Here is an 18,630-nt window from a genome sequence, read left to right on the forward strand (position 1 = left end):
ATCGGGAGGAATGGCGATGACCGACATGAAAAAAGAACCGGAGCTGGGTTCGACCTTAAAATCATTGTTAAAAGGCCGCTCTTTATCCATGCGCAAGCTGAGCCTGCTTACCGGAATCGATACGGCAACGATCTCGCGTATCGTCAACGGCAAGCAGCAGGCAAAGCCCGACCACCTGCAGCAGTTCGCCGTCCATCTCGGCGTTCCGACGGAGCAGCTGTTTCAAGCGGCCGGGTTCGACGTCGGGTCCCGCCAGTCAGAGCAAAGCTCGGATATTTACGCCTCCGTCGAAAGCATCAAGGATGTTCTTCTGTCGTCCAACTTATTCGATCGGCAGTTCACAACCGAGCTCGTCAGCAAGGAATTGAGCAAATACGAGCAATATGCGATGACCGAAGAAGGACAGCGGATCATCGTCGATGATTTCCGCACGAAGGTGGAAAGCGTCAATGGCGCCGGGCCTTTTATCGACGAGCTGAGGCAATTGTATGAGCTGTACTGCCGGGAGGACACGACGCCGGAGAGGCGCGCGATCGCCGGCAGCGCTCTGCTTTACTTTATTTTGTCGGCGGATATCATCCCCGATTACGTCTTTCCCTTGGGGTATCTGGACGATGCCATCGCCGTTCAGATTGTGACCGGCCGGCTATCCCAATCGGCGGCGGATAAAATCGAACCGTAAACCGTCGGTCCTGTTTCGAAATGTATCCTACAGCCACTCGTTGAATTTGCGGATATACCATGTTTTTACCAGCTGCGTCAGCACGCAGTAGCTTAGCAAGATTCCGACCAGCCAAGGGAAATAGCTCAGCGACAGCGGCTGCAGACCGATGCTGGCCCCGAAGGCCGAGAACGGAATATAGATGCCCGCCATAATGATGAGGCTGGTCAGCAAAATGACGGGGAAGCTCGCCCGGCTTTGGAAAAACGGAATTTTCTCCGTACGAATCATATGCACGATCAAGGTTTGCGACAAGAGCCCTTCGATAAACCAGCCGGATTGAAACAGCGATTGCGCCTCACTCGTATTGGCCGCAAACACGTAATACATCAGGAAATAGGTGGCGTAATCGAAAATGGAGCTGATCGGACCGATAAATAGCATAAATCGGCCGACCGATTTGGCATCCCATTTTCTCGGCTTGCGCAAAAACTCCTTATCCATCCGGTCCCACGGAATCGAAAGCTGCGAAATGTCGTAAAACAAATTTTGAATCAGCAGATGGATCGGCAGCATGGGCAGAAAAGGCAGGAAGGCGCTGGCGCCCAGTACGCTGAACACATTGCCGAAGTTGGAGCTGGCCGTCATTTTGATATATTTGACAATGTTGCCGAATGTCTGGCGCCCTTCGATGACGCCGGCTTCCAGAACCATTAAGCTTTTTTCCAGCAGGATGATATCCGCGGACTCCTTAGCGATATCGACTGCCGTATCCACGGAAATGCCGACGTCCGCATCCCGCAGCGACGCCGCGTCGTTGATACCGTCGCCCATGAAGCCTACGGTATGCCCTCTCGATTGCAGCGCTCTGACAATTCTCGCCTTCTGGAGCGGGTTCAGCTTGGCAAATACCGTCGTACGCTCCGCCAAATCGGCCAGCTGCACCTCGTTCAACCGTTCGATGTCGCTCCCCAGCACAACCCGGTCGACTTGCAAGCCTACATCCTGGCACACCTTCCTCGCCACAGCCCCGTTGTCTCCGGTCAATACTTTAACCTCCACGCCGCTTTGCTGCAGCGCCCGGATCGCCGACGCCGCCGTTTCTTTCGGCGGGTCCAGGAAGCCGATATACCCGACAAGCACGAGGTCCTTCTCATCTTTCAAGCCGTACGGCTCGTCATTCCGCTCCGTCGTCTTCACAGCCACGGCAATGACGCGCAGACCGTCGTTATTCCATTTGCGCACAAGCTGCTGCGCTTTCACCGTGAACAGCGGCGTCAGCGGCACGACTTCACCTTGATCGGACACATACGTGCACACGCTGAGAATTTCCTCAATCGCTCCCTTGCAAATCAGCAGATGGCCGTTCCCGCCTTTTTCCAGCACAACCGACATCCGGCGGCGGTTAAAATCGAACGGAATCTCATCGATTTTTGTATAATTCCCCCTTTTTACCAAAACGTCCGTCAATTCCGCGTGCTCCAGAACGGCAACGTCCAGCAAATTTTTCAGGCCCGTTTGATGATAGCTGTTTAAATAGGCGTATTCCAGAACCGTCTGATCTTGGTTGCCGTGTATGTCCGAATACGTCTCGAGAATGATTTTATCCTGCGTGAGCGTCCCTGTTTTATCGGTGCATAAAATGTTCATCGCGCCAAAATTTTGAATCGCGTTCAACTTTTTGACGACAACTTTGTTGCGGGCCATGACGGAAGCGCCTTTCGCCAGATTGGCGGTGACGATCACCGGCAGCATCTCCGGCGTAAGCCCGACGGCGACGGACAGACCGAAGAAGAACGCTTCCCACCAGTCTCCTTTCGTGAAGCCGTTGATGAAGAAAATAACCGGCACCATGATGAGTATAAACCGGATCAGGACGAAGGTAACGTTATTGACTCCCTTATCGAAGCTGGTCGGCGGCCGTTTGCCCGTCAACGTTTTGGCCATGGAGCCGAAGTAGGTGGACACTCCCGCGGAGGCCACAATCCCCGTGGCCGTTCCGCTAATGATGTTCGTGCCCATGTAGCACATATTGGAAAGCTCCAGCGCGTTGCGGGATTTAACATTTTGCACTCGCGAACGGGCCGCTCCCCGCGGTGAGGTATCCTGCTTCTCCACGGGCAGCGCTTCCCCCGTAAGCGCCGATTCACTGACGAACAAGTCCTTCGATTGAAGCAGCCGGACGTCCGCCGGTACCAAGTCCCCTGCCGACAGGTGAATGATATCCCCGGGAACGAGATCTTCCATATCGATCTCCTGCTTGAGCGCTTGCCGGGTCACGGTTGCGGTCGTTTTGACCATCGCCTTCAGCTTTTCCGCCGTCCGGATCGAGCGGTATTCCTGCGTGAACGTAATCAGCACGCTGATCGATACCATGGTGCCGATAATAATGACGGCCTCCGTGTCGTCGGTAAAATACGAAAATAGCGCAAGCCCCAGCAAAATCAGAATGAACGGATTTTTAAAGCAAAGCAGCAGCTGCACGAACCAGACCGGCGGTTTTTCGTAAGCGATCCGGTTGCTTCCGTACTGCTCCAGCCGCTCTTGGGCTACCCTGTGGGGAAGTCCTTCCGGGGACGTGGACAATTCTTCCATCATTTCTTCAATCGTGCATTCGGATGCTTTCAACAGGCGCTCGGAGATTTCGTGTTTCCAAGCTTCGCCATTCGCTTTGTTCGTTTTCATTTTCATGTTCGGTTCCTCCACTACGTAAAAAATGGAATGCAAAAAAAGCTCTTTCCTTGGAGGAAAGAGCCCGTAGCTTACGAACGCGAAACTTATGGCGCCTGAACCCATGTCAAATAAGCATACCTAACTATACCCGTCCGCCAGATCAAGAGCAGGGGCAAAGAGGCATGGGAAACATGGGAGGGCCACAGCTGCGCGGCTCTTCCTCGTTACGACATATGGACTTGTAGAAAATAACCGTCGAAATCGACTACTACTGCTACTGTCCATGTGCATGTTTCCCCCCTCTCAAAATGAAAAACCCCTCAGTTGACCTGAGGGGTTCGATAAGCGCACAAAAATACACCATCGCTAACCCCCTGGTCGAGTTTTGGCACTATACAACGTAAAGAACGCGGTACGCTCTTAGCCACGTTAAGAAAAGCCTTAATCCGGCAGTTCCTGTTCTACCCATTGGCATCTTTCGATATTTCCGGGCAGTGGCCTGTGTTTGTATAGGAGCCTCACCTAACGAGGTCATCTGATTTACATAGCTCATCATATGCTCGCGCTGTTCAATTGTCAACCCTTTTTTATAAAAAGGCGAAGGCCTGGGAATCTTTAAAAGAATACAAGCCGAAACGAAGGAGTCCGGGATGGAAACTTTTTTGGCGGAAATCCACAATTTTCCCGTTATTGCGTTGCGGCTGATCGCCGCTTTCATCGCAGGCGGATTTATAGGATGGGAAAGAGAAACCTATATCGATTTGCCTGTCTCGCACCGGGGCTCCATTTTCCGATTGTACGCTCTCGTTTGCTTCGGGTCCTGCCTGTTTACCATTGCGGGTTTATTTGGCTTTTCCCTGCCCAATAACATTTCCGATAGAATCTCCGCCCAAGTGGTCAGCGGCGTCGGATTTCTGGGGGCCGGAACCATATTAAGAGACCGCAAAGGAATTATTCGCGGCTTGCCAACGGCGGCGGGAATTTGGGTAAGCGCTTCGATCGGACTGACGATCGGTTCCGGTCATCTGCTTTCCGGATTTTTTGGAACCTTGCTGGCCTATATCATTATGATTTTGCCGCACCGCTTTCCTCATTTTTTTGTCGGCCGGAAAAAGAAAATGGATCATGGCGAGGAATAAATTCCAACGCCGGCCAGCGGGCAGGAGTTGTTCTGTTGTCCGTGTACGCTTTTTGATCAATTCATCGTTCGCGTCAGCAAGGTCACAAATTCAGCCCGCGTCGCCTGGTTGTCCGGACGGAACGTTCCGTCCGGGAAGCCGGTAATCCAGCCTTCCGCTTTCAGCTGCTTCAAAATGCCTACTCCCCAATCCGTCTCTTTTACATCTGCAAAAGGCGACGCTCCTCTTTGTTTCCCGCTCATCTTCATGCTTCTTGCCAGCATGGCAGCCATTTCCATCCGGGTAAGGTACCGGTCCGGGGCCAGCGATCCGTCGGGATAACCGTCGATGATCTCCGCCTGCGCTGCTTTGGCGATAAACGGGTAAGCCCAATGATCGGGTCCAACATCCGTATAGCGGACTTCCTTTTGTTTCGTCAGCCCTAAACCTCGGACAAGCACCGCCGCAGCCTCCGCCCGCGTAATCGGCCGATCCGGCATGAACCGGTATTGATCATACCCGTCGATGATTTTCCGCCCGGACGCCTGCTTGATCACCGCCTCGGCCCAATGCCCTTTAATGTCGGCATATCCGCCAACCAGCGGCTTAACCTCGGCTTTCAGCTCGTAGAATCGGTCATCGAATGCCGCGTCCGCCGTTAAGCGGATGTAATAAACGCCCGGCTGCCAAAGCTGACTGAGCCGTGCCTCCAACGTGCCGTCCGGATTCGTGACGGAGTCGATCGGCTTGAGCGTGCCGTTATAGGTGGACATCGTCATCCGTATGTTCTGCGGAATGCCGGATAAACGAAGCTCGACCAGGCTCTCCTCGTCGATGTTCACCGAAAACCAGTTTGCGCCGCCGCTCTTGCCCAATAGCCCCTGATATTTCGTTCCGGGCTGCATGACCGTTGCCGAGTACGCCTTATCGTGCGGACCGTTCGGGTCGAGCAGCTTAGGCTTGTATTGGATTGCAAGCGTGTATTCCCCCGTGATGGGAGGGATGTAGCCTTCGGCATTGCTGACGCGGATGTAATAGTCGCCCGGATAAACGTCCGTCTCCGGAAAATATTCGGACTCCCCTTCGCCGCCTTCGTCGATCGTCTTGCCTTTTTCCCCTCTCTTTTGAACGAACAGCACCGGGTCCATCCGGTTCGTATCGACGGATAACCGGACGCTCAGCTTGCCGGTTTGCGTAATCGGGAGCATGTACCAATCCTGATCGTTGTTCCGGTGAAACGTTCCTTTCAAGGTCTGGCTTTGCGCCGGAAGCACGTAGGCCTTGTACTGCTTGCCGTTATCCGCATAGGCATCCTTATAAATTTCAAAGGAGGTCGTGAGCTTGAATTCAAGCTTGCGCTTGGCGGCGGCATTTTTGAGCTGCAGCTTCAAGTAGCTTTTACCTTTCTTCACCGGCATTGTGACCGGCACCGCTGCGCTTAAAGAATAATCTTTAACGCCTCCTCCGGCATCCGTATGCGTAACGGCTATCTCCTCCTTCGGGTCCAACTCCAGCTCCAGCTTAACGCTGCCGTCGTAAGGCGCCTCGAAGGTAAACCAGTTCGGATCGTTCCCGTTCTCAAACAAGCCGCTGACCGTTTTGCTGACCGAGATGGGAGTGGCCTGCTCCTTCCGGTCGTTCCGCTTGTACATATGCTCCGAATAAGGGTCCTTTAGAACGCGGTCGGCGCGCAGCAGGCCGTAGCCGGTCCCGGGACTCCAGCCGTTCCCGCTGAGGTCCTCGGCCGTTTGCCGGAGCAGGCTGCGAATTTGATACGGCTTCATCCAGGGATACTTGGCCCAGGCCAGTGCACAAACAGCTGCAACCTGAGGCGCCGCCATGGAGGTGCCGTCCTTTTGCTCGTATCTCCCGCCGATCGCCGTCGTAAAAACGTCCCACGGCGCCACCAGATCTACCTCGGGGCCGCTGTTGGACAGCTTATGCGCCTTCCTGTCCGCCGCCATTCCGCCGACGGCCAGAACGGTAGAATACGCCGCCGGGTATTTGACGCTGTTTCCCTCGTTACCGGTAGCGGCGACGAGCAGAACTCCCTTCGCCTCGGCATAGCGCACGATTTCGCTCATGTAGTCCGAATACTTGTTCAAGCCGAGCGACAGTACAACGATTTTGGCCCCATGGTCGACGGCGTAGCGGATGCCCTCGCCCAATTTGGCTTCGCTGCCCGTGCCATCGTTCTCTACGGCCTTCACGGGCATCAGCTTGGCCTTCCATAAAATGCCGGCGATTCCTTTATCGTTGTTCGCCGCAGCGCCGATGATTCCGGCGACATTTGTGCCGTGTCCGTTGTCGTCGCTCGGCGGCTGGCCGGGCTCGATCAAATTGATTCCTTTCACCAAATTCGGCATAAGATCCGGATGGTTCAAATCGACGCCCGTATCCACGATCGCAATCACGATCGAGTCGTTTCCGGTCGCGACATCCCAAGCCTCGCTCATATGAATTTGCTGCAAATAGGCTTGCTTCTCCACCAACGGGTCCGTAGGGTAAGCCGAGATCTGCACATCCCTCGCTTCCTCGGCCACCGCTATGGAAGGAAGTGGAATGCAAAATGACCATAGGAGTAAAATACAGAGAGTGACGGTGATGTTAAATTTTTTATCAGGCATCCTTATTAAAACAGCTGCTCCAGTTCGTCAATCAAAGAACCGACATAGGCGACCGCGCTGCGAATCGGCTGCGGCTCGGACATATCGACGCCGGCGAGCTTCATCAGCTCAAGCGGCCGCATCGTGCCCCCGGCCTTAAGCACGTCAAGCCAGCGGTCCACGGCCGGCTGCCCTTCCTCGCGGATGAGCTCGGCCACGGCCGTCGAGGCCGTTAAGCCTGCGGCGTATGTATACGGATATAGCCCCATATAATAATGCGGCTGGCGCATCCAGGTTAATTCCGCTCCCGCGTCGATGTCGACTGCATCTCCCCAGAATTCCGACAGCACGCTTCCCTTCAGCTCGCGGAGCTTTTTCGCCGTTAGCGCCTTGCCCGCTTCCGCCGCCTCGTACACCCTTCTCTGCATGTCGCCTTCCAGCAGGTGCGTGACGAAATTGTGATAGTAGGTGTTCAGAAGCTGAAGAATCACCCAGCGTTTCAGACGCGGATCGTCAGACTGCTCCATCAGATGCCGGGCGAGAAGCAGCTCGTTCATCGTCGATGGCGCTTCGATAAAATAGGTGGACGGTCTGTAGTTCGTATACCGCTGATTGCGCGCGGCCAGCATCAGATGGCCCGCATGCCCCAGCTCGTGCGCCAGCGTAAAGGCGCTGCGCATGTTGCCCGCCCACGTGATCAGGATGTAGGAATGCGTGCTGTACGGACTCGAGCAGAAGGCACCGGTCGACTTGCCGATATTGTCGGCGTAATCGATCCAGCGCCCGGTCAGCGCCAGCTCCATAAGCTCCGTATATTCGGGCCCCATTATCCGCAGAGCGTCCAGAATCGTCCGCCCCGCCTCTTCGAACGTGACCGAAGGACTGAATTCAGGATCGAGCGGAGCTTTTAAGTCGCAGAACCGGATGCGGTCCAATCCGAGCACCCGCTGCTTCAGCCGGGCCAACCGCCGCATGTGCGGTGCCAGCTCCGTACGGATAATATCAAGGATGTTATGATACATCGGAATCGTGACCTGCTGCGGCTGGAGCAGCATATGCGTCACGGATTCGTAGCCGCGCAGCCGGGAAATAACCGTCTGCTTCTTCACTTCGGCGGCGTATACAGAGGCAAACGTATTCTGGTAAGACTCCAACGTCCCGGTAAACGACTGGTAAGCATTCCGGCGCAGCACGGTATCCGGTGACAGCTCGTAATCGGTTTCGTACAGCGCGAACGAAACCGGCCGCGTTACGCCCTCGCCGTCCTCTACGGAAGCGAAGGACATGTCCGACAGCTTGCTACGCTGGTAGATCGTATAGGGAGCGCCTAGCACTTCCCCGAGCGACGCCAGGACCGCTTCCGTTTCCGCCTGAAGCCGATGGGGCTTCGTTTCCAGCAGATCCGTCAAGCTTTTGCGGAACGATTCCAATTTCGGTTCCTCTCCTATGTAACGCTCCAGCCACCCGTCCGGCAGCTCCAGCAGCTCCGAGCGGATGAACGAAAGCGCAGCCCCCGCTTGCGCAGCGACATCTCCGACCCGGGCAGAATTCGCTTGATACGCCGGATTCGTTCCGTCGCCGGACAGCTGCAAGCGGGCATATGTAGCGGCGCGCAAAAGCCGCACGTGCAGCGCCTCCTGGGCTTCCAGACATTCCAGAAGCAGGCCGGCCCCTTCGCGTAGCTTCCCTTGAAAGCGCTCTATAGACGGGAGAGCTTCGGCGATGCCGGTCATCTCGGCTTCCCAGGCTGCGTCTCCCGCATATAAATCGGCCAAATTCCAAGTGGATTGCGGCTCGACCTGATCTCTTCTTTTTCTCTCTTTCATTTTCGCTTTCTCCTTTACATTTGAAGTAGACCGTTGCATCCGTCATAATAAAATAAAATGAAATCTTCGATAAGGATGACCGGCTTATGGCATTCGGTATTAAAAGAAAAGAGCTCGTTCAGTGGAAAGAAGCGGTCACTCGCGGAGAGATCGCTTTTTTAACCCATTTTTGGTTCGACCCGCGGTTCCCGCAGTTTCATTCGGTCACCAAGGTCGGATGCTCGGATATGAACCGGCTCGTCGCATGGTGCGAAGCCAACGGACTGAATCCCCGGTATATCCACGACCGCGAAAGCTTCCCGCACTACGACCTGATCGGACCGAGGCAGATCGAAATTTTGCAGAAAGAAGGGCTCGGGGAGCACATCGAACGGTTCAAGCTGTGCTGATACCTCCCGCGGCTCCCCATACGGCGTCCGCCAAAAGCTCATACGAACATAAGCGGCTTTCGTAATCGGGCCCCAGCGTCACGATCATAAATTCGTCGACACCGCAATCCCTCTGCAGCTGCTCCAATGCCGCCTTCACTTGTCCCGGCGTTCCGATCATCGGCTTGGGCCGGTCCGTTCCGCTGCCGCCCTCCGGCTGCAGCAGCCGCTTCGCTTCAGACGCGAGCTTGTGCGCCTCCTCTTCCGTATCCGCGCAGAGGACGTTCACGGCCATGATTGCACGCGGGGCGGCTCCCAAGGACGTTGGCCGGAACTCCCGGACATAGGCGGAAAGCACTTCCGCCCCGTCCCGATCGCTCATGAATTGGCCGAAGACGTATCCGGTCCCGAACTCTGCAGCATACGAGGCGCTCTTCTGATTCGTCCCGAGCAGCCACACCTCCGGGGCGGCAGGAGGAACGGGCATGGCCCTGACCGGCACATCCTCCACGCGAAATTCGTCGGCAAGGAAGGCGGACAAAGAACGAAGCGATTCGGGCAGCTGCCGGACATTTTCCAAAAAATTGCCGCTCAGCTCCATGCTCGTATGCGCCGACCCTCCCGGGGCCCGGCCGATTCCGAGATCAATCCGCCCGGGATACAAAGCCGCGAGCAGCCGAAACGTTTCAGCCACCTTGATCGGCTTGTAATGCGGCAGCAGCAGCGCCCCGGAGCCGAGCCGTATCCGCTCTGTGTGCGCCCCGATATGCGACAGCAGCACTTCCGGCGCAGGGCAGGCCAGCCCCGGCATATCGTGATGCTCCGCGGCCCAGTAGCGTGAATACCCCAGCTTCTCCGCCGTCTGCGCAAGTCGGCGCGCTTGCGCCAAAGCGGTCGCGGCATCCGCCCCCTCAAGCAAAGGAACAAGATCCAGCAGGCTTAGCTTCATGTGCGTCCATTGCTCCTCTCTCAGGGCTTGCTTCATTACTCCCTAAGTTTATCCAACATCTGCCGCAGCATCAACTTTGCCGCATGACGGATTGGCTTCGGACCTTCAGGATCATCGTCAGGGGAAAAAGCCTCAGTCCCAAAATCCGCCGTCCGAGTGAATAATCTGTCCCGTCACCCACCGGGCGTCGTCGCCGGCCAGGAACCGGATCAACCGTGCGGCATCATCCGGCTGTCCGATGCGTCCCATCGGAAATTTGGGAAGCAGCGTCCGCTTCAGCGCTTCGTCCATCCAGCCCGAATCGGTCGGTCCGGGATCGACCGCATTGACCGTGATCCGGTGCGGGGCCAGTTCCGCCGCGAGCGAGACGGTAAACGCCGAGATGGCCCCTTTGGTCGCAACATAGGCCAGATTCCCCGGCATCGGGCCTTTGTCTTGTCCCGATACCAGATTGATGATCCGTCCGCCCCTCCCCCCTCTTAACCTGCGGGCAAATTCCACCGAAAGCATACAAGTGCCGCGAACATTGACGGCGTGATGCGCATCGAGAATATCTGCGTTCAGCGCCTCGAAACCGACTTCTTCACAATGCGTTGCGTTATTGATCAATATAAACGGGGTGCCCAGCCGGTGCTGCACTTCATCCAGCAGCCGAATCGCCGAAGCTTGGTCAGATAAATCCAATTCCATTGACCCTGCCCTTACGCCGAGTGCGACAAGCTCCTCGGTCATCTGCTTCGGCCACTCCCACTCGCTTCCATAAGGCTGAACTTCGTCATATTTGCGCCAATGGGTAAAAAACAGATCGGCGCCTTCTTCCGCCAGCGCGCGGGCAATGGCGCTCCCGATGCCCCTACGGCGGCTCACTCCCGTCACAATGGCGATTTTGCCTTGCAGTCTTTTCTTGTTCATACGATCTCCTCCTGTAGATGGAGACGCGGCGGTGTGAGCTGCCGGAGATGCAACTATTCCCGGCTGAACTAAAAAAGCGGATACCATAAGGTATCCGCTTGCCGGGTGTCGGGCTCGTTCCCATAGCGTCCCTGTAATGGTGACAGACAGGCACACCTCTCCCGTTAAACCGATCGGGATCGTGCGCTATCCGGTTCGTCAACCATTACAAAGTGCCTGCCATCGGAAAAATTCCCCTTTCCTGCATCTCTATCCTGATTGTACAAGAACGGCAGTGACCGGTCAATCCAAACAGGCCGGAAGCGCCCCCGAGATTCCATCGCCTCGCTGCCCTGCACTTGAATCCTTTGCCCGAATAAGCTATACTACAACAAATTGAATGACCGACCATTTGCCTATGAAGAGCATCCAACTCGGAGGCGTTCTCGTTAAAGGGACCGATACCGTCCCTCAAGTGAACCGGACCCGCCCGTTAACGCGGAACCAAAGCGGATCGGACCGCCATGCTGTCCGGTCAAGTTGGGTGGCACCGCGAGACAAGCGCTCCTCGTCCCAAAAGGATAGAGGGCGCTTTTTGTCATTTTCCAAAAAAAGGAGCGGTACTACAATGCTGGACATTCACTGGATTCGCCAAAATCACGAAAGGGTACAAACGGTCGCCGATCAAAAAGGAATCGCCGTTTCCGTCGCCGAGCTGCTCGCCTGGGACGAGAAAAAGCGAAATCTGCTTCAAGAAATCGAGAAGCTGCGACATGCCCGAAACAAGCTATCGGAGGAGATCGGCACACTCGTTCGTACGGGAGGCCATAAAGAAGCTGAGCCGTTGAAACGTAACGTGAAAGAGTTGGGAAGCCGCTTGGCGGAGACCGAACCTCAGCTGGCCGAGGCGCAGCGGCAATTCGATCAACTGATGCTGTGCATCCCCAATGTCGTATCTCCCGACACGCCTGTCGGACGTTCGGATGCGGACAATATTGAAATTCGGCGTAACGGGACGCCGCCCGCGTTTGCTTTTGAGCCCAAAGACCACGTAGCCCTTGGCGAGCTTCACCGGATGATCGACATCCCTCGTGGAGTCAAGACGGCCGGAACCCGGAACTACTTCCTGCGAGGCCCCGGAGCGCTGCTGCACCGCGCCGTACAACAGCTTGCGGTGGATATGCTGCTAAGCCGGGGCTTTACGCTCATGGAGGTTCCGCTGCTCGTACGCTCGGATGCCTTGACCCATACGGGCTACTTCCCTTTGGGCCAAGACCAGGTGTTCCGGATCGCGGATGAGGACAAGTGGCTGGTCGGCACTTCGGAGGTGCCACTTGTTTCGTATTACAGCCATGAAGTGGTCGACGTCCGCGAACCGCTCATGCTTGCTGCTGTCTCGTCGTGTTTTCGAAGCGAGGTCGGCTCGGCTGGTAAGGACGTGCACGGCTTATACCGCGTGCATCAATTTTCCAAAGTAGAGCAGGTTATCGTGTGCGAAGCCGAGCTTGAACGTTCCGAGCCGCTGCTGGATGCTATTACGAGCAACGCGGAAGAGCTTTTGCAGCTTCTGGAGCTGCCCTACCGGGTGATGGCCGTCTGTACCGGCGATATGTCGCAAAAAACATATAAACAGTACGACATCGAGACTTGGATGCCGAGCCGCCAAGCCTACGGCGAAACCCATTCGTCGTCCCATCTGCTCGACTTCCAGGCGCGCCGTTCGAACATCCGGTATCGCGATTCGGGCGGCAAGCTGCGCTACTGCCATACGCTCAACAATACGGCCGTCGCTTCGCCGAGAATCCTAATCCCGCTGCTGGAAAACCACCAGGCCGAGGACGGCTCGATCCGCATTCCGGCGGCGCTGCGCCCGTACATGAACGGCTTGGAGCGGCTGCTCCCTCCGTCTGAAGAATAACAAAAAAGGCCGGAGTTGTTGGCGTTACTCCGGCCTTTTTCACTCTAACCTGAACTAAAATGGGAACTTCATCAGCGTCACGACAAGAAAGAAGATGATGCCGTTGATCACGCTAAGCGACTTGATGGAGCCGATGTGAGCCTTGATGTTACCGCCCGCCGAATCTTGCAGCGCCTTGCGCATTTTGCTGCCGAGAATGCCTGTCAACGCCCCGATGGCAAGGAACAGCACGACCGCCAGCACCATCCAAAGCACCGAATAGTGCGCCTTACTGACCATATACCCGCCCGACAAAAATGTGATCACAAGCGCCAGCTGCCCCGCACGGTTGGCGGCAAACAACACATTCAAGAAACCGAACTGCGCCGTTCCCGATTGCAGTGCCTCCACCCGCATCGCCAAAAACGGCAGCATGAGATAAAAACCCATCAATATGGCGCCGAGCACATGTAAATACAAAAACACTTGCTGCATAATCCCGGGACCCTCCCTATTCAACCTCGTTTTCTCTCTCCCCTAGTATACAAGACTATGAGCTTCCTAAGCAAATGCAACCCAGGCTTACGGATGGACCGCTTTACCCGCTTTCGCCGAGCGTTTGTCGCGCCACTTCTGTAAAATGACAAACAGCGACGGAACGACGATCAGCGTCAGCATGGTCGAATACAGCAGGCCGGAAATAATCGTAATTCCCATCGGGCGCCATAGATTCCCGCCCATAATCGTCATCGGCAGCAAGCCGCCGATCGCCGTGGCCGTCGTCAGCAGAATCGGCCGGAGCCGCGCTTTCCCCGCTTCTGCTACCGCTTCGTACAAAGGCAGTCCGCGTTCGCGCGCCTGCTCGATAAATTCGATCAGAATGATCCCGTTCCGCACCACGATGCCCGCCAAGCTGACGAGTCCCATGAGCGCCATGAAGCCGATCGGCGAACCCGAAAGGAACAGCCCGATGATCGCGCCGCCTGCCGCCAAATAGACGGTCGAGAGAATGAGCAGCGGAATCGACAGCGAGTAAAACTGCATGACCATAATAATGTAAATCAGCAAAATAACGATGACCGACAGCTTTCCGATCGAGGCGAACGCTTCGTTACGCTCCTCGTTTTCGCCGCCGAACTGAATCGAGTAGCCTGCAGGAACATTGTAGCTTCCCAGCTTGGCCTGCAGATCCTTCACAATATCGTCCGCCAGCCGGTCCTGCGTATAGCTGCGCACGGTAATCGTCCGGGTCTGGTCGCGGTGATGAATCGACTTGATCATTTGGCTCGTGCGGATATCTCCCAGCTCGCGCATCGCGACCGTGCCGCCTTTTTGCGTCGAGACGTACATTTTCTTCATCGTCTCCACCGGGTCGGCGGAACGCAGCTTGGCGTACAAAGTCACGTCGATCAGATCTTCGCCTTTCTGCATCTCTGACACTTCCAGCCCTTCGGTTGCAATTCTGAGCGTCGTGGAAAGATCCTTCTCATTCACGCCGAATAGACTCAGCTTCGCCGGGTTCGGTTCCACCTCATAGGTGTTCATAACCTCTCCGACATCGTCGCTTACGCTGATCGTACCCGGGATTTCTTTCAGCATCCCTTGAATGTCCGCCGAAATCTGGCGAAGCTCCGACAGTTCGCTGCCGCTGATGCGCAGGGCGATCGGCGCGCCGACAGGCGGTCCTTGCTCCAGCTCGCGCGGTGTAATCTCCACATCGGAGGGGAACATCGCCTTCAGCTGCTCCCGCCACTGTACGACGGCGGCTTTCGTATTGAGCTGCTTCACATCGACCTTAACGAACAGCTGCCCGATCGAGATGCCCGTCTGATCCGCTTCCGAGTAGTAAAAATGCGGAGCCGTCCGCCCGGCATAAGCCGAGACAAAACGCACGCCCGGCTGCTCTTCCATCCATGCCGCAGCTTTGCGGATCGTAAACTCCGTTTCGGCAAACTGACGTCCGGACGGAAGCTTGAAGTCGATGAGCATCTCTTCCTTCTCCGCCGGCGGGAAATACTGCACCCCAAGCAGCGGCATCAACCCGAAAGCGGAGGTGCCCAGCAGCAGCGCAGCGAGCCCGGTCAGCAGCGGACGCCGCAAGAAGCGGTGAATCTGCTTACCGTAAAAGGCGCTCAGCCTTGCGATCGGCCTGCCGAGCAGACCCGGAGTTTCCGTCCGTTCGCTTCCGGCACCTTTGGTAGGTTCGGCGGTGTTGCCTTTGCGGCGAAGCCTCCGCTCGCCCACCCATTGGCGGAAAATCGGAACAATGGTCAACGACATCGCCATGGAAGCCGCAAGCGATAACGAAATGACGACAGGAAGCGGGCGAATGAAGCTCCCGATGTTGCCCTGCAGGAAAAAGAGCGGTAAAAACGCGGCAGCCGTCGCAATCGTTGCCGTCAGGATCGAAATGGCAACATCGCGGCTTCCCTCCAGCGAGGCTGTGGCGGGATCGTCACCTAGCTGCAGGCGGCGCTGGATATTATCGTTGACGACGATGGCGTCATCAACCAGTATTCCGAGCACGATGACGAGCGCAACGATCGTAATCTGATTCAAATCGATCCCCATCGTTTCGACGGGAATAAAACCGATCGTAATGGACACCGGAATGGCCAAGGCCACGATCAGCGAGGTGCCGAACGTCAGTCCGAGAGAGCAGACGACGATAACCGAAATAATCCCCATCAGCAGCTCTCTGCCCAGCTCGTTGAACAGATGGTCGAGACTTTCCTTTTGCGTAAACAGCGACTCGATCCTCACATTAGCCGGCAGCTTCGGCTCCAGCTCCGCGACCTTCTTGTCGATGCGCTTTTGCAGCGACGGGACATCCGTGCCTTTCTCCGCATTGATGACCAGGTCGAGGACAGGCTTTCCGTTATGTAAGATGGATACTTCTTTTTTCTTCGGCCGCAGCTTGACATCGGCGACGTCCTTGATCTTCAGTGCACTGCCCGGGGGCAGACCCAGAAGCTCCGTGTTCGCGATATCTTCAGCGGATTTCCATTCCCCGCCCATATTGACGTAATACTGCTTGGCGCCCTTATCCACCGTACCGAGCGGCACCCGGTCATGCTTGCTTTTCAGCGATTGCGCCACGATTCCCCATGGCAGCCTGAGCGTATCGAGCTTGTCGGTATCAAGCGTAATCGCCACTTCCTGCTCGGGCAGTCCGACGACCTCGACGTTGCTTACGCCGGGGACGGTTGCAAGCTGCTTTTTCCAGAAGTCCATCGTCGTCCGCAGCGACTCCAGCTCCTCCGGCGTATCCACGACAAAATGCAAAATTTGCGCCGCAATTTTGCTTAAGTCATCGTTCACTTCCGGCTGGTGTGCGTCTGCTGGCAAGTCTCCTTGTGCAGACTGCACCTTCTGGCGCAGCGAATCCCATGCCCTGCGGATATCCGTATCCGACTTCAGCTCGACTTGAATGACCGACACGTTGGCAGCCGAAGTGGAGCTGAGAACCTTGATTCCGCTAATTTCCTTAATTTTATCCTCTAGCGGACGGGTGACGAACTGCTCTACTTTCTCCGGCGATGCCCCCGGATAGACGGTTTTCACCAACGCGTACGTGATCTCAATCTCGGGATTCTCCCTCTGCTTCAAGGTGAAAATATTGAACACCCCGAGCACGACCGCCATCACGAAAAACAATAGCGTCACCTTGCGGTATTTCAGCAGCTTCGCAATCATTCTCCGCTCACATCCGTTTCCGGTACGCAGTTGACATTGATCCCGACGAGCACCTCGGCAAGCGGATCAAGCTTTTCCAGACCGTTTCCTTTTTCAATGAACCACTGGTAAGCGACCATCTCCAGCATCCCGATTTCCGCATAAGCGGTCATTTCCAACTGCTCCTCCGTATACCCGGGATAAACGTTGAAGTGCTTGAACATACCCTTGACTACCTCGCAAACATTGCCGTAAAACTGCTTCGAGATATCCGCTATTTCCGGAGAGGCGGCGCCATGCCGCTTCAAAATGTTAAGTATGGTTCGGTTCTGGTAATAAATGGTCAGCGTTTGCCGGATCAAACGGTCATGCATCTTGTCGTTGTGCAATTCGCGAGGGTCCAGCGATTCCGGTTCGAGCGCGACAACGATTTCCTTCAAGCACTCCTCCGCCACGCTGCGGAACAAGTCTTCCTTGCTTTTAAAATAAAGATAAAACGTGCCCTGCGCCATGCCGGCATCCTTCACAATGTCCGACACTTTAGTGCTGTGATACCCTTTTTGCTCAAAAAGCTTCAGCGCCGACTCGACGATTTTGTCTCTCTTCTCTACGGCCAACGGCGAATTCTCCTCCCCTAGGACCCTCCTCATGGAGGCCCCAACATTATGACTGATTCGTCAGTCATTTGGTATCGTACCATGGATTGCCACGGCTTTCAATCCCTTGATCGGCAGTTTTTCACCGGTCTTCAAAAGAAAAGGGACCGCTGTGATTCAGCAGTCCCTGCGATCTTACGAAAAAGCCCCCGCGATGCTACGGTAGCTCGCGTTCATCCGGTCGATGACATCGTCCGGACGAATCGTTTCGCCTCCGAGGCTTGCCCGGAGCGCTTCGTGCAGCAATATTCCCCCTTGCTCCTGAAAGGCCGGAAAGGCCCGGTTTCTCGGGCGCATATAGCTGAGCTCCAGCGTCCGCATCGTGTCCGCGAAGAACCCGTTGCACTTGCGGTTCACGTCGTCATCGCGCCACGTCGATGCGTGCCCCGGCTGTCCTCCGCACCCTGCATATAGCGTCCGCTGCACCTCGCCGCTCGCTGCAAACATCGCAAATTCCACGGCAAGGGAAATATGGGCGGAGAAAGCAGACACCGCGATCCCGACGCCGCCAAGCAGACTGCCTCGCGGTTCCCCATCCACGCCCGGGATATCCGCAAACCGAAGCAGCCAGTCCGCGAAGCCTGCCCTGGCATAATTGGAATAGCCGAAGGCTAAAGGCACGTAGACAATGTCGTCTTGCGACGCCATCCGATCGTACATTTGGATCGGGTTGGACTCCAGCGAAGCTTCGTGCAGCAGCGGCAGCAGCTTAAGCAGTTGGCGAACGGCAGCTTCACCGACATGCGGCCGCACCCCTTCCGCTTCGTCGAAAAACGATGGACCGCCGATGCCGGCACACAGCGTCAGAAAGCTGCACATCGCATCCGTCGGACAAAGCGGCCAGCCGACCTTCCGGCCGGGCGGCAGCGATTGGGCTAGCTCCGATACCTCGTTCCAAGAACGGGGCACGTCCCGTTCGTGAAGCAGATCGGCCCGGTAGGCCGCCACCTGCGCGGCAGCGTCCGCCGCCAACGCCCATTGATGGCCGGCCCAATGGTAGCTTTGATGACTCGGACCAACCGAATTTGCTTTCTGGTCCCGTAAATAGGCTTCGGGGATGTGCCGGTCCAGCGGTACCAGAACATGCTGCTCCGAGCAAATACCGACATGCGGATGATCGATCATGATGATGTCGTATTCACGCACCAATAGATGGACAGGGTAATCGCCGAAATCTTTCAGCGAACGGCGATCCCACCGGATATCGATCCCGGGATGCCGCTCCCGGAATTCGGCAGCGGCCGCCTCCAGCGGGGCGAAGCCCCTGACATGGTTCCACGTCATGCCTTTTAACGTTGTCATGCTTCTTC

At 56.1% G+C, this 18,630-nt stretch carries 13 protein-coding genes and 1 riboswitch; of the genes, 4 read left to right on the plus strand and 9 right to left on the minus strand.

Going from position 1 to position 18,630, the window contains the following annotated elements; genetic code table 11:
• The first annotated feature begins 16 nt into the window (after positions 1 to 16).
• Positions 17 to 682, plus strand: coding sequence for a DUF1232 domain-containing protein (locus PEL01S_RS01335; protein ID WP_063182119.1), 666 nt, complete (start codon positions 17 to 19; stop codon positions 680 to 682).
• A 27-nt stretch (positions 683 to 709) separates the two neighbouring features.
• Here the strand turns inward: PEL01S_RS01335 and mgtA are convergent, their stop codons facing one another.
• Positions 710 to 3,346: a magnesium-translocating P-type ATPase gene (gene mgtA / locus PEL01S_RS01340; protein ID WP_239551308.1), complete on the minus strand. Its 2,637-nt coding sequence runs from the start codon at positions 3,344 to 3,346 to the stop codon at positions 710 to 712.
• A 352-nt stretch (positions 3,347 to 3,698) separates the two neighbouring features.
• Positions 3,699 to 3,871: riboswitch (M-box (ykoK) riboswitch) on the minus strand.
• Between the two features lie 113 nt (positions 3,872 to 3,984).
• Between mgtA and PEL01S_RS01345 the strand changes: the two genes are divergently transcribed.
• On the plus strand, positions 3,985 to 4,473 hold the full coding sequence (locus tag PEL01S_RS01345) for an MgtC/SapB family protein (RefSeq protein WP_127458972.1): 489 nt from the start codon (positions 3,985 to 3,987) through the stop codon (positions 4,471 to 4,473).
• Positions 4,474 to 4,529: 56 nt separating this feature from the next.
• Here PEL01S_RS01345 and PEL01S_RS01350 read toward each other — a convergent pair whose 3' ends face one another.
• Both PEL01S_RS01350 and pepF read right to left on the minus strand, forming a co-directional pair.
• Entirely contained in the window at positions 4,530 to 6,974 is a 2,445-nt protein-coding gene (locus PEL01S_RS01350; protein ID WP_127458973.1) for a S8 family serine peptidase, read from the minus strand.
• A gap of 110 nt (positions 6,975 to 7,084) precedes the next feature.
• Complete coding sequence (pepF, locus tag PEL01S_RS01355) at positions 7,085 to 8,884, minus strand: oligoendopeptidase F (protein ID WP_063182113.1); 1,800 nt, start codon at positions 8,882 to 8,884, stop codon at positions 7,085 to 7,087.
• 86 nt (positions 8,885 to 8,970) lie between these two features.
• Here pepF and PEL01S_RS01360 point away from each other — a divergent pair, with 86 nt between their 5' ends.
• Positions 8,971 to 9,273, plus strand: coding sequence for a hypothetical protein (locus tag PEL01S_RS01360; RefSeq protein WP_127458974.1), 303 nt, complete (start codon positions 8,971 to 8,973; stop codon positions 9,271 to 9,273).
• Here the strand turns inward: PEL01S_RS01360 and PEL01S_RS01365 are convergent.
• Positions 9,260 to 10,201: an MsnO8 family LLM class oxidoreductase gene (locus tag PEL01S_RS01365; RefSeq protein WP_127458975.1), complete on the minus strand. Its 942-nt coding sequence runs from the start codon at positions 10,199 to 10,201 to the stop codon at positions 9,260 to 9,262. The genes PEL01S_RS01360 and PEL01S_RS01365 overlap by 14 nt on opposite strands.
• A gap of 132 nt (positions 10,202 to 10,333) precedes the next feature.
• Positions 10,334 to 11,113, minus strand: a complete 780-nt coding sequence (locus tag PEL01S_RS01370; protein ID WP_127458976.1) for an SDR family oxidoreductase — start codon at positions 11,111 to 11,113, stop codon at positions 10,334 to 10,336.
• 607 nt (positions 11,114 to 11,720) lie between these two features.
• Here PEL01S_RS01370 and serS point away from each other — a divergent pair.
• Positions 11,721 to 13,010, plus strand: coding sequence for a serine--tRNA ligase (gene serS, locus PEL01S_RS01375; RefSeq protein WP_127458977.1), 1,290 nt, complete (start codon positions 11,721 to 11,723; stop codon positions 13,008 to 13,010).
• A 54-nt stretch (positions 13,011 to 13,064) separates the two neighbouring features.
• Here serS and PEL01S_RS01380 read toward each other — a convergent pair whose 3' ends face one another.
• The 4 genes from PEL01S_RS01380 to PEL01S_RS01395 form a co-directional block, all read right to left on the minus strand.
• Positions 13,065 to 13,484 carry a hypothetical protein gene (locus PEL01S_RS01380; RefSeq protein ID WP_010496127.1) on the minus strand — a complete coding sequence of 140 codons (420 nt, stop codon included), beginning with the start codon at positions 13,482 to 13,484 and terminating at the stop codon, positions 13,065 to 13,067.
• Between the two features lie 87 nt (positions 13,485 to 13,571).
• Entirely contained in the window at positions 13,572 to 16,685 is a 3,114-nt protein-coding gene (locus tag PEL01S_RS01385; RefSeq protein ID WP_063182098.1) for an efflux RND transporter permease subunit, read from the minus strand.
• Positions 16,682 to 17,281, minus strand: a complete 600-nt coding sequence (locus tag PEL01S_RS01390; RefSeq protein ID WP_063182095.1) for a TetR/AcrR family transcriptional regulator — start codon at positions 17,279 to 17,281, stop codon at positions 16,682 to 16,684. The genes PEL01S_RS01385 and PEL01S_RS01390 overlap by 4 nt, the downstream gene beginning before the upstream one ends.
• 174 nt (positions 17,282 to 17,455) lie before the next feature.
• Positions 17,456 to 18,622 (minus strand): extracellular solute-binding protein, encoded by a 1,167-nt coding sequence (locus PEL01S_RS01395; RefSeq protein ID WP_127458978.1) that lies wholly within the window; start codon positions 18,620 to 18,622, stop codon positions 17,456 to 17,458.
• Positions 18,623 to 18,630 lie beyond the last annotated feature (8 nt).

The organism is Paenibacillus elgii NBRC 100335 (assembly GCF_004000865.1).
In the GTDB taxonomy this organism is placed as follows: domain Bacteria; phylum Bacillota; class Bacilli; order Paenibacillales; family NBRC-103111; genus Paenibacillus_G; species Paenibacillus_G elgii.

Coding starts and splice junctions, on each gene's coding strand:
- PEL01S_RS01370 (WP_127458976.1), bottom strand. CDS start 11,113: ATGAACAAGAAAAGACTGCAAGGCAAAATCGCCATTGTGACGGGAGTG.
- PEL01S_RS01380 (WP_010496127.1), bottom strand. CDS start 13,484: ATGCAGCAAGTGTTTTTGTATTTACATGTGCTCGGCGCCATATTGATG.
- PEL01S_RS01345 (WP_127458972.1), top strand. CDS start 3,985: ATGGAAACTTTTTTGGCGGAAATCCACAATTTTCCCGTTATTGCGTTG.
- PEL01S_RS01365 (WP_127458975.1), bottom strand. CDS start 10,201: ATGAAGCTAAGCCTGCTGGATCTTGTTCCTTTGCTTGAGGGGGCGGAT.
- PEL01S_RS01360 (WP_127458974.1), top strand. CDS start 8,971: ATGGCATTCGGTATTAAAAGAAAAGAGCTCGTTCAGTGGAAAGAAGCG.
- PEL01S_RS01385 (WP_063182098.1), bottom strand. CDS start 16,685: ATGATTGCGAAGCTGCTGAAATACCGCAAGGTGACGCTATTGTTTTTC.
- PEL01S_RS01395 (WP_127458978.1), bottom strand. CDS start 18,622: ATGACAACGTTAAAAGGCATGACGTGGAACCATGTCAGGGGCTTCGCC.
- PEL01S_RS01335 (WP_063182119.1), top strand. CDS start 17: ATGACCGACATGAAAAAAGAACCGGAGCTGGGTTCGACCTTAAAATCA.
- serS (WP_127458977.1), top strand. CDS start 11,721: ATGCTGGACATTCACTGGATTCGCCAAAATCACGAAAGGGTACAAACG.
- mgtA (WP_239551308.1), bottom strand. CDS start 3,346: ATGAAAACGAACAAAGCGAATGGCGAAGCTTGGAAACACGAAATCTCC.
- pepF (WP_063182113.1), bottom strand. CDS start 8,884: ATGAAAGAGAGAAAAAGAAGAGATCAGGTCGAGCCGCAATCCACTTGG.